This is a genomic window from Rhizobium sp. CC-YZS058, from assembly GCF_034720595.1.
Classification (GTDB): domain Bacteria; phylum Pseudomonadota; class Alphaproteobacteria; order Rhizobiales; family Rhizobiaceae; genus Ferranicluibacter.
Window position 1 is genome coordinate 3,029,502 of sequence record NZ_JAYESJ010000001.1, and the last position, 11,641, is coordinate 3,041,142.

9 protein-coding genes are annotated in these 11,641 nt (G+C 64.4%); 2 read left to right on the forward strand and 7 right to left on the reverse strand.

The window, feature by feature from the left end; all coding sequences use genetic code 11:
• Positions 1-719: 719 nt before the first annotated feature.
• From U8330_RS14500 to U8330_RS14530, 7 genes are all read right to left on the reverse strand, one after another.
• Positions 720-1,835, reverse strand: a complete 1,116-nt coding sequence (locus U8330_RS14500) for a TRAP transporter substrate-binding protein (RefSeq protein WP_323105967.1) — start codon at positions 1,833-1,835, stop codon at positions 720-722.
• Positions 1,836-1,884: 49 nt separating this feature from the next.
• The gene (locus U8330_RS14505; protein ID WP_323105968.1) at positions 1,885-3,486 is read right to left on the reverse strand and encodes a TRAP transporter large permease subunit; all 1,602 of its coding nucleotides are present in this window, start codon (positions 3,484-3,486) and stop codon (positions 1,885-1,887) included.
• Positions 3,487-3,501: 15 nt separating this feature from the next.
• A complete protein-coding gene (locus tag U8330_RS14510; protein ID WP_323105969.1) occupies positions 3,502-4,050 on the reverse strand; it encodes a TRAP transporter small permease subunit in 549 nt (182 codons plus the stop codon).
• 95 nt (positions 4,051-4,145) lie between these two features.
• Positions 4,146-4,808 carry a response regulator transcription factor gene (locus U8330_RS14515; protein ID WP_323105970.1) on the reverse strand — a complete coding sequence of 221 codons (663 nt, stop codon included), beginning with the start codon at positions 4,806-4,808 and terminating at the stop codon, positions 4,146-4,148.
• Positions 4,808-6,190, reverse strand: coding sequence for a cache domain-containing protein (locus U8330_RS14520; protein WP_323105971.1), 1,383 nt, complete (start codon positions 6,188-6,190; stop codon positions 4,808-4,810). Before U8330_RS14520 ends, U8330_RS14515 begins: the two co-directional genes overlap by 1 nt.
• Before the next feature lie 88 nt (positions 6,191-6,278).
• Positions 6,279-8,402 carry an ATP-binding protein gene (locus U8330_RS14525; protein WP_323105972.1) on the reverse strand — a complete coding sequence of 708 codons (2,124 nt, stop codon included), beginning with the start codon at positions 8,400-8,402 and terminating at the stop codon, positions 6,279-6,281.
• Positions 8,399-9,130 carry a response regulator transcription factor gene (locus U8330_RS14530; RefSeq protein ID WP_323105973.1) on the reverse strand — a complete coding sequence of 244 codons (732 nt, stop codon included), beginning with the start codon at positions 9,128-9,130 and terminating at the stop codon, positions 8,399-8,401. Before U8330_RS14530 ends, U8330_RS14525 begins: the two co-directional genes overlap by 4 nt.
• Positions 9,131-9,355: 225 nt before the next feature.
• Between U8330_RS14530 and U8330_RS14535 the strand changes: the two genes are divergently transcribed.
• Both U8330_RS14535 and U8330_RS14540 read left to right on the forward strand, forming a co-directional pair.
• On the forward strand, positions 9,356-10,372 hold the full coding sequence (locus U8330_RS14535) for an ABC transporter substrate-binding protein (RefSeq protein ID WP_323107304.1): 1,017 nt from the start codon (positions 9,356-9,358) through the stop codon (positions 10,370-10,372).
• Positions 10,373-10,547: 175 nt separating this feature from the next.
• Positions 10,548-11,582: an ABC transporter substrate-binding protein gene (locus tag U8330_RS14540; RefSeq protein WP_323105974.1), complete on the forward strand. Its 1,035-nt coding sequence runs from the start codon at positions 10,548-10,550 to the stop codon at positions 11,580-11,582.
• Positions 11,583-11,641: the final 59 nt, after the last annotated feature.

An 11,641-nucleotide genomic window follows, 5' to 3' on the forward strand; every position in this document is an offset into this window, starting at 1 on the left:
CCAAAGGCGATGGCTTACCCTTCGTTCGTTGGAGGAGATCGACCTTGCTGATACCGTTTGGAAAAAGCGCCTGGTTTTGCGACAGGAGAACTCTGTGCGGGCGGCTGCTGGCATCGTGGAACACGGTGACCTTAAGATAAGACCGGCCAGATAGAGGACCCGGCAATCAGGCTCGAAGTGAGGGCCCGCGCCTCAAGCTCCTCCCAGGCGTCGGCATGAACGGCGCCCAACGCATTGCCACCCGAAAGGCAAAGCCAAAGCGAGGGGTCCGCTCCTCCTGCGTCCCGTCGTATGGTTTGTTGATCAATGGACAGCCCTGTCACGCGTGTTGCTCCTGCAAACTGGACATGCCACCGGCAGTTCCTCGCGTGGACCGGGCTCAGTCAGATTTGCTGTCATGCAGGCCAGGCGCCATCACGGAGCCGACTGCTCGCGACCGTTCCCGTCCAAACGCAGAGCCCGCCGCCAGGAGGTTGCCGCCTTCCCCCGGGGCGTGGTGCCACCCCTGCGGCGTACGCCTCTCCGGTTTCTCGACCGTCGGCCATTGAGGGGGTGTCCACGCATGGCGGTTGGGGGGGGCGCCCGGTCGCCCCGATCACCGGACACGGCAAGGGAGTCATCAGTGTCTTCGAAAGTCGAGTGCGTACGCGGTAGTGTCTTGGCGATGCGGACGCTGCATGAACAGGACCGGAGGATCGCGCCTCCGGTCCTGTTGGCGATCAGCGACCGGCAGCCTGTGCTGCGTACATGTAGCTGTCATAGCTGTATTCGGCGACGCGGAACCATTCGAAGCTCTCGTCGCGGAATTTCTTCCAGCCCGGATAGATCTTGGCCCAGGTCGGATGCTGCTGGCTGTATTCGGCATAAAGCTCGAACGACGCCTTGTAGGCTGCGTCCATCACATCGCGCGGAAGCGGGCGCAGCTGTACGCCCTTGGCCACGAGCGAGCGGATGGCGGAGGTGTTCTTGACGTCGTAGAGCGCCTGCATGTTGATATTGGCCGCCTTGCAGGCGGTGTCCAGCGCCACCTTGTAGGTGTCGGGCAGGCCGGCATATTGCGCCTGGTTGATGAAGAAGTGGATCGTCAGCCCGCCTTCCCAATAGGCCGGGTAGTAATAGTTCTTGGCGATCTGGTAGAAGCCCAGCTTCTCGTCGTCATAGGGGCCGATCCACTCGGCGGCGTCGATGGTGCCGCGCTCGAGCGCGGGGTAGATATCGCCGCCGGGCAGCTGCTGCGGCACGACGCCGAGGCGGGACATGACCTGGCCGGCCACGCCGGCAATGCGCATCTTGACGCCGTTCAGATCGGCGAGGCTGTTGATCTCCTTGCGGAACCAGCCGCCCATCTGCGCGCCCGTCGCGCCGCCCGGAATGCCGATGACGCCGTAGTTCGACAGGAACTCGTTGTAGGCCTCGTTGCCGCCGCCGTGATACAGCCAGGCATTCTGCTGGCGGCCGTTGAGACCGAAGGGAATGGTCGAGCCGATCGCGAATGTCGGATCCTTGCCGGTGAAATAATAGCCGCAGGTATGGGCGATCTCGACGGTGTTCTCCCGCACCGCATCGATCGCCTGCGCGCCCGGCAGCAGCTCGCCGGCCTGGAACACCTGGATCTGGAACTTGCCCTCGGTGATCTTGTTCAGCGCATCCGCCATGACGACCGCGCCGCCATAGATGGTGTCGAGATTGTTCGGGAAACCCGAGGTCAGGCGCCAGCGCAGAGTGGGCAGGCTCTGGGCAATGGCCGGCGCAGCCAGCGTCGAGCCGGCCGCTGCGGCCGCACCGGCCAGCGCCCCTTTCGTCATGAAGCCACGACGGCTTACATCCTTGGTCATCTTTGTCCTCCTCGGTGATCGTCTTGCGGTCGATCAGATCGCCGCGTCTTCAAGGGTTCGAGCTCGGCGGAGTGCCGAAACTCGGTGTCGGGGAATCGAAGCTCGGCTGCGCCGGCTGCGGGGCGTCGGATGGCGGTGCGCCGAAACTGGGCGGCGGCGGTGCGCCGAAGCTCGGTGGCGACGGCACGCCGGAGGCGTCCGGTGCGGCGAACGGGTTCATGCCGCCTGCGCCCGGCATCGGAATGTTGATCTGGATCGAGTTCGGATCGACGTCGGACGAACCGGACTTGTAATGCGTGACGAGCCCGGGAAAGAGGATCACGACCGCGACCATGACCAGCTGGATGGCGAGATACGGAAGTGCGCCCATGTAGATCTGCCCGGAGGTCACCGGCTGGATGGTCGCACCCGTCACCCGGTCCTTGTAGGCCCGCGAGGGGGCGACGGAGCGCAGGTAGAACAGCGAGAAGCCGAAGGGCGGATGCATGAACGAGGTCTGCATGTTGATCGCCAGCATGACGCCGAACCAGACCAGATCGATCCCGAGACTGTCGGCCACCGGCGCCAGCAGCGGCACGATGATGAAGGCGAGCTCGAAATAATCGAGGAAGAACGCCAGGAAGAAGACCAGCAGGTTCGCGACGATCAGGAAGCCGATCTCGCCGCCCGGGACCGAGGTCATCAGATGCTCGACCCAGACATGGCCGTTGACGCCATAGAATGTCAGCGAGAAGACGCGGGCGCCGAGCAGGATGAAGAGAACGAAGGAGGACAGCTTGACCGTGGCGTAGAGCGCCGACGTCACGATGCCAAGGCTGAGGCGCCGGTTGAGCGCCGCGAGCGCAAGCGCGCCGACGGCGCCCATGGCGCCCCCTTCGGTGGGCGTGGCAAGGCCGATGAAGATCGTGCCCAGAACGAGGAAGATCAGCACCAGCGGCGGGACGAGCGAGATGATGACCTTGTTGAACAGCTTCCAGCCGCGCAGCGACCGCGCTTCCAGCGGCAGGGCCGGCACGCTCTTCGGCTGCAGGAACGAGATCAGGACGATGTAGCCGATATAGGCGCCCACCATGATGAGAGCCGGGACGAGCGCACCCTTGTACATGTCGCCGACCGAGCGGCCGAGCTGGTCGGCCAGGATGATCAGAACGAGGCTTGGCGGGATGATCTGCGCCAGCGTGCCTGAGGCGGCGATCGTGCCGGCCGCAACGCGCCGGTCATAGCCATAGCGCAGCATGATCGGCAGCGAGATCAGGCCCATGGAAATGACCGAGGCGGCAACGACGCCGGTGGTCGCGGCGAGGATCGCGCCGACGAAGATGACGGCGAAGGCGAGGCCGCCGCGAATGGGGCCGAAAAGCTGGCCGATCGTGTCGAGCAGTTCCTCCGCCATTCCGCTTCGCTCCAGGATCAGGCCCATGAAGGTGAAGAAGGGGATGGCGAGAAGCGTTTCGTTCGACATCTGACCGAAGATGCGATCCGGGATGGCGCCGAAGAGATTGACCGGCAGAAGGCCCATCTCGATGCCGACGAAGCCGAAGGCAAAGCCGACGAAGGCCAGCGCGAATGCCACGGGATAGCCGAGCAACAGCACGACGATCAGCGACAGGAACATGATGGGGGCGAGATTTTCCGCAAAGAAAGCAAACATGACGGTGATCCGGCCCTAGAGTGTTTGTGCTTCGGCGTCGGCGAGCGCGATGGCATCCGGCAGGTCCCCGCGCAGGATGGCAATCCGCTTGATGAGCTCGGACAGGCCTTGAAGGGCGAGCAGCCCGAAGCCGAGGGGGATGAGCGCCCAGACCGGCCAGAGAATGAGACCGCCGGTATTATTCGAAATCTCGCCGCTGATGAACTTCGAGGTGACGCGCGGCCAGGAGAGAGCGATGGTGATCAGGCAGAAGGGGAAGAGGAAGAACAGCGTGCCGAGGATCTCGATCCACAGCTGCGTGCGGCGGGACAGTCGGCCATAGACCAGATCGACCTTCACATGCTCGTTGTTCAGCAGCGTATAGCCGGCAGCCACCAGGAAGCCTGCCGAGAACAGATACCATTGCGCCTCAAGCCAGGCGTTCGAGCTGACGTTGAACAGCTTGCGCGTCGTCGCATTCACCGCGCTGATGATGATCGCCAGCAGGATGAGCCACGAAACGGCTTTTCCAATGAATGTGTTTGCCGCGTCGATAAGACGCGACACTGCCAAAAGGCCCGCCATGATGTTCCCTCCCGAACCCACTCCCGGATCTGAAGAAAACTAGTACGTGTCCCGTTCTGGTTGGACAAGGGCACTTGCGCGGACGAGTGCCCGTCCTACCCAGAACTGGGTAGATCATCCGTGGAGGTCCGCGCCAGACCATGCTCCATCACATAGCGGATCAGACCGGCGGTGCTCGCTATGCCAAGCTTCTTCTTGATGTTCTTTCGGTGGGTTTCCACCGTTGCCGTGGAAATGGACAGCGCGAGGGCCACATCGCGGTTGCTGCGTCCGGAGGCGAGCGCCAGCAGGACATCCCGCTCGCGTGCCGTGATCGCCGCCGGCCCACTTTGGTCGTGGCGTTCGAGAAGAACGTCGGAGACGCCGGACGAGAAATAGGTTCCACCGCCCGCGACGCATTCGATCGCCGCAACGATCTCCTCGGTCGGCACGTCCTTCAGGATGTAGCCGGAGGCGCCGCGCAGGACGGAGGCGGAAATATACTCGCGGTTGTCATGCATGGAGAGCATGACGATGCGGGTGTCCGGAACGGCGGACTTGAACAGGGTGATCGCATCGATGCCGTTCATCTGGGGCATGTTGATGTCCATCAGCACGATCTGCGGCCGCAGCCGTTTGGCCTCCTCCACGCCGGCACTGGCAAGCACGGCCGTGCCGACGACGGCGATGGTTCCATAGGTGCCGAGCAGCGCTCTCAACCCATCCAGAACGAGGGGGTGATTGTCGACGAGGAGGACGGAAATCGGGGCGGAGGGCATCAGGCGGCATCCCTTTCCTGTGATCCCTGGCGGTTGGCGGACTTCGGCAGCATCGCCGTCAGGACAGTTCCCCCTTCCCCGGACTTGATCAGCAGGATGCCGCCGAAATGCGCCATTCGCTCAGCCATGTTTCGAAGACCCAGTCCGCCCGAGTTCGGCGTCTGGCCCATCTGCGCTTGAAACCCCGTGCCATTATCGGCAATGGTCATCCGCATGCGGCCACGCTCGCTCCAGAGCCGGATGTCGACCCGCGAGGCCTCTGCATGGCGCTCGACATTGGTCAGCGCTTCCTGCGCGATGCGGTAGAGCGCCGTGCTCGCCTCCGGTTTCAGCCGGTCCGGCGCCTCCGTCTCGATCTCGACACGGATCGCCGTGCGCTCGCTGAAATTGGCCGCCAGTGATTTGAGAGCCGGCGTCAGGCCGAGATCGTCCAGGAGTCGCGGCCGCAGTTCGTGGGAAAGCCGCCGGACCTCCTTGATCGCGCTGTTCAGCGCCTCGGCACCGCGCTCGATCGCGGCCGAGGCGTCGTCGGCATGGCTGCTGACCCTGCGGCTGGCGAGATCGATCGCATAGCGCACGCCGATCAGGCTCTGGGAGATGCCATCGTGCAGTTCGCGGGCAAGCCTTGCCCGTTCCTCCTCCTGCGCGTCGATGACCCGCTGGGTCAGCGCCGCGAGCTTCCGGTCGGCAAGCCGCCGCTCGCTCAGGGTGATCCAGATACAGGTCGCAAAGACAAGCAGGACCGCAGGCACGGCGATCATCGCCACGATCGCGAAGGTGCCCCGGATATTCTGCCTCGTATCGGCATTCGCGGCGGCGGTCTGGGCATAGACCTCGTCGAGATAGACACCGGTTCCCACCATCCAGCGCCACTTGTCGAGGCCGGCGGCAAAGGACAGTTTGTCGGCCATCTTGCCGGTGGACGGCTGCTCCCACTTGTAGCGATGCAGACCGCCCCCCTCCTTCGCCTTCTCGATCAGGTTGGCGATGACCCGGTCGCCATCCGGATCGGTCAGGGCAAGCCAGTTCCTGCCGGGGCGGAAGCTCTGCCGGGGATGGACGACATTGTTGCCGTCGTAATCATAGACGAAGAAGTAGCCGTCGACGCCATAGTCCAGCGACGAGAGGATCGACCGGACGCGCTCCTTGGCCACCATGTCGTCCGGCCCGGCCTTGGCATAGATATCCTGGATTGCGGAGAGAGCGAGGTTGGTCAGGTTCAGAAGCTCGGTCTCCTTCGCCTTCAGCATGTTTCGCTCGAAGGTCTCGATGCTGCTCTGCGCAAGCCGGGTCGACTGCCAGGTGATAAAAGCGGTGATCGTCATGATGGCGACGATCAAGGGCACGATGGCGAGGGCGACGATTTGATAGCGCAACTGCATCGGTGGTTCTCGGTTGGCGTCGTTTCAGACCAGAGCTGTTTGATATCACGCTTCTGAGGACGAAAATCGGCTCTTCGTCTGATTACAGCTACGAAGCCACGTTGAGACCGAGTTGGATCGATCCGCTCGGGTGCCTGGGAAAGGTCAGCGTGACCTCCGTGCCGTGGCCGAGTCTGGATTTGATCGTGGCGTCCCCGCCGGATTGGCGGACGAAGCCGTAGACGGTCGCGAGACCGAGGCCGGCGCCGCCGTCTTCGATCCGTGTCGTGAAATAGGGCTCGAAGGCCTTGTCGATTGCCTCGGGCGTCATGCCGATGCCCTCGTCGGACACCGTGACGAGCACGGATGTTGCGTCATTGCCTGCTGCAATCGCGATCTCGCCGCCGTTCGGCATGGCCGCTGCCGAGTTCAGGCAAAGATTGAGGATCGACTGTTCGAACAAGGCCGGGTCGAGAAAGACCGGCGACAGGTCCGGGGCGACGCGAAGCGTCACCTGGCAGCGCTCACCCACGGCGATCTCCAGAACGTCGATCATGCCGGTGAGGACGGCCTTGAGATCGACGGAGACGGGGAAGAGCTGCTGCTGGCTGGCGACGGACAGCATGCTAGAGGACAAGGCGCGGCCGCGGTCTGCCGCCTTGCGAATGCGGTTGAGATGCCGCCTTTGCCGATCGGTGATGCCGGTCTCGCGCTCCAGCAGGCCGAGACTGCCGGTCACGATGCCGATCATATTGCCAACCTCATGGGCCAGCTGGTGCGTCATGCGGGTAATCCCCACCAGCCGCTGCGCCTTCGCCGCCTCCGCCTCCTGGCGATCGGCTTCGGTGACATCGCGGGCCAGGAGAACGAAGCCGCCGTCCTTCTGGCGCGAGAGCGAAACCTCGACCACCTGCCCGTCGGCGCGGCGATGACGAAAGACGAAGGGCTTCGTCCATCGGTCGTCGTCCGCCAGCATCTCCTTCAAAGTGCCGATCTCGGCGGCAGGAAGGATATCGAGGAAGCGGCGCAGGGGCAGCTTGCGCGCAGCGCTGCTGCGGCCGACGAGTTCGATGACGCGGCGGTTCATGGCAAGCGGCTTGCCTGTCTGGTCGAAGACGGCGATCCCTTCGTTCATGCTGCGGAAAACCGCCCGAATGGTCCGTGCCGCGGTCTCTGCCTTGCGCCGCATCCGGCTGACGCGATCGACATTGTCCCGAAAGGCGCTGAAGGCATTGACCAGGCGGACGAGCTCGGTTTCGTTGCCGCGATAGCGCGGCGCGGCATCGAGCGTCTGGCCGACAGCCAGGGCATTCATGCCGGCGGAGAGATCGATGATCCCGCGCGAGACCCGCATGACGGAGCGGATGGCGAAGGCGGCAATGAGCAGCATGAGGAGCGCCGTGGCGAAGACGATGCTCAAGAGCCGCTGCAGCATCTGCGACGTCGCCCGCACATCCTCTCCCAGCTTCCGCACGACGCTGTCGTTCTGCGCTTCGACGGCGCGCGACAGCGCACGCGACACCGTATGCAGCCGCGTGATCGCCGCGCGGATGGAAAACATTTCCCGAAGATAGCGGGTCTGCGCGGCGAAGATGCGCTGATGCGCGTCGAGCGCGTCCCGATCCAGGCGGACGGGGGCAAGTTGGGCGATCGAGAGGTCCCGCACGTAGCGTCTCTGCAGCTCGCCGAGCTGAAACAGGCTGTCCGAGGTCGAGGCTGACTGGGCGATGGTGTTGAGGCTCGGCGGCAGGTTCCGGACGGTGGTGATGTCGCGCGTCGCGATCTGGCTCAGCGCGATGGCGGCATCCGACTTGTGCGCCTGCGCCGCCTCGGCGTTGCGCATCATGATCACCGTCTGCTCCTGGATCGCCTCGAGCAGGGCGAGCACGCGGCCATCGGAGCGCGCCGCCGTCCGCTCGGAGCGCGGACGGAGCATGCTCATCAGTCCATCCACCTGCGTCAGCACGGCGCGGCTCTCGCTGGAGATGCGGTAGGGCGAGGTCGCATTCATCAGGAAGGGAGCGCTGGACACGAGATCGGACACCTGCTTGGACACGATCGCCGACTTGCCGAGGCTGACGAATGCCTCGGTGCCATAGGTCGCCATCTCGTTGCGCGCCTTGAGGAGGCCGAAAATGGCAACAGCCGAGATGCCGAGGACAAGCGCTCCGATGAGCAGAATGGCGGCCGGCAGCCGGAAGGCGATCGAAGAGAAGTAGGCGCGATGCGTCATGGGTCGGTCTCGCGCCCCGGAGCCTCCAGCATATAGCCGCGACCGCGACGCGTCTTGATGAAGCGCGGCAGTTCGGGGTTCTGCTCGATCTTGCGACGCAGCCGCAGGACAAGCACGTCGACATTGCGATCCAGATAGCGCTCCGTGCCGCTGCCCAGCCGCTCGAGGATCTGCGCCCGGCTGACGGGCTGGTTCGGCGTTTCGGCCAAGAGCTCCAGCAGCGCGAACTCCGCGCCGGTCAGCGTCTTGCCGGGCGACCCCTCGCAGGAGGCCAGCCGGCGCTTGAGGTCGATCGTCCAGTCTCCGAGGGTCAGCGCCGAGGGCGCGGATGCGAGATCCGGCCCGCGCTCCGGCTTGGCGCTCGGGATCGAGCGGCGAAGCACCGCCTTCATGCGTGCCGCAAGCTCGATCGGCTCGAACGGCTTGACGATGTAATCATCCGCGGCCGTTTCGAGCCCGAGCACGCGCTCGGCCGAACTGCCGGCCGCCGTGACCATGATGATCGCCACATCCAGGGTGCTGCGGATGCGCTGAGCGAAGGTCCGCCCGGACGCGCCCGGCAGATTGTGATCGAGCAGGACGAGATGAACGCTTTCACGCGACAGGAAGGCGCCTGCCTCCTCGGCGGAGCCGGCGAGAAACGGCGCCCATCCCTCCGCCTCCACGAGATCGAACAGAATCTCCGCCATATCCGGATCGTCCTCCACGATCAGAACCTTGACCTGCATGCACGCATCCTCCCGCCCCCATCTTAGGCCTGACGGCCCGATGTTCAAACGCTCGCCCGTGACGGGAAATGTCATAGTTGTAAGATTTGAAAGTTTTTCCCGGCGATGACCGGCCCGGCTGTAACAAGCGTAACCACTCCTTTCTTGAAGCCACGGCCGTATCTGCCATTCTGACGGCGGAGGCTGGAACCGCTTGAGGTTCCGGAATGGGAGAGTTCGGTGAGGATGTTCGTCTGTCTGGTCGCAGCGGCCTGCCTGGCAACAGGCGTCACGGCACGCGCAGAGCCCGCGTCGCGGCTGACCGTTCTTTGCGGCGTGGACGAAGCCTGGTGCGCCACCATGAAGACGGCCGTTCTCGCCCGGTTGAACATCGATGCCACCCTGACGCGCCGAAGCACCGGCGAAATCCTCGACCAGATCCGCCGCGAGAAGGACGATCCGCAGACGGATGTCTGGTGGGGTGGAACCGGCGACGCGCAATTGCAGGCCGCAGCCGAAGGACTGCTCGAACCCTACCAGCCCGAGCCGACCACGGCGATGCTGCCCTGGGCCGACAACTTCTTCGATCTTTCCGGCGGTCGCTCGGCCGGAATCTATGCGGGTGCGCTCGGCTTTGCCTACAACACCGATCTCCTGAAGCAGAAAGGGCTGAAGGCGCCGGCCTGCTGGAAGGATCTGATCGACGGCAGCTATGCCGGCGCGGTCGAGCTCGCCGATCCGAACTCCTCGGGAACGGCCTACACCGCGCTTGCCACCCTCGTTCAGCTGTTCGGGGAAGACGAGGCCTTCAAATATCTGGCGCAGCTTGCCGGCAACATCCGCGCCTATCCGCAGTCGGGCTCCGACCCGGTCAAGGATACGGCCCATGGCAAGGCGCTGATCGGCATCTCCTTCATCCACGACGCCGTGACGCTGCGCCAGGCGGGCTACCCTCTCGAGATCGTCGCACCCTGCGAGGGCACGGGATACGAGATCGGGGCGGTGAGCATCGTCAAGGGTGCCAAGAACAAGGACGCGGCGCGGGCCTTCGTCGGCTTCGCGCTCAGCGCGGAGGGGCAGGCGACGGGGGCCGCTGCCGGGCAGAACCAGGTGCCGTCCAATGCCAGAGCCTCCCTGCCGCCAGGTGCGCCTGACATTTCGATGATCCGGATGGTCGACTACGATTTCGCGACCTTCGGCTCGGCCGACGAACGCCGCCGGCTTCTCAAGCGCTTCGACAGCGAGATCCGCCGGATCCCCTGATCGCACGCCATGCGGGAAGGGCGCCTGTCGTCTTTTCCCCGGCATAGCCGTCGCCCCGACCACCAAGCGGGCGGCGGATCCACCGACCGGCAAGACCCTGCCCCCCGCCTGGAGCGCCAGGCGGGACCGGCGGTGCCATGCCGAACGCACGACCGATAACCAAGGAGGAAAACCCATGAAGATCCACACAGCCGCCCTTCTGGCACTCGCCGCGAGTGCCGCGCCCGCTCTGACCGCCCTTCCGGCGCAGGCGGCCGGCACGCTCAACCTGATTTGCTCGGCAGACGTCGTCATCTGCGAGCAGATGAAGGGCGATTTCGAGAAGGACCATGACATCAAGGTCAACATGGTTCGCCTGTCTTCCGGCGAAACCTATGCAAAGATCCGGGCCGAGGCCCGCAATCCCAAGACGGATATCTGGTGGGCCGGCACGGGCGATCCGCACATGCAGGCCGCCTCTGACGGGCTGACGCAGGAATACAAGTCGCCGCTCCTCGATCAGCTACAGGAATGGGCGCAGAAGCAGGCCGAAGGCTCCGGGTTCAAGACGGTCGGCGTCTATGCCGGCGCGCTCGGCTGGGGCTACAACACCGAGATCTTCAAGACGAAAGGCTTCACGGAGCCGAAGTGCTGGGCCGATCTTCTCAATCCCGCCTTCAAGGGCGAGATCCAGATCGCCAATCCGAACTCGTCCGGCACGGCCTATACAGCACTCGCCTCTCTGGTGCAGATCATGGGCGAAGACCAGGCCTTCGACTATCTGAAGAAGCTCAACGCCAACGTCTCCCAGTATACCAAGTCGGGCTCTGCCCCGATCAAGGCGGCGGCCCGCGGCGAAACGGCCATCGGCATCGTGTTCATGCATGATGCCGTGGCGCAGACGGCGGAAGGCTTCCCCGTCAAGGCCGTCGCACCGTGCGAAGGCACCGGCTACGAGATCGGCTCCATGTCGATCGTCAAGGGCGCCAAGAACCTCGACAATGCCAAGACCTGGTACGACTGGGCGCTGTCGCCGGCCGTGCAGTCGCGGATGAAGGACGCCAAGTCCTTCCAGCTGCCGTCGAACAAGGCGGCCGAGATCCCGAAGGAGGCGCCGCGCTTCGAGGACATCAAGCTGATCGACTACGACTTCAAGACCTATGGCGAGCCCGCCAAGCGCAAGGAACTGCTCGAGCGCTGGGATCGCGAGATCAGCGCCAACGCGAACTGAGTGAGACAAGACCGGCCAAGGCTCGCCCCGGCCGGTCTTGCGCGTGCATGACGGCATGG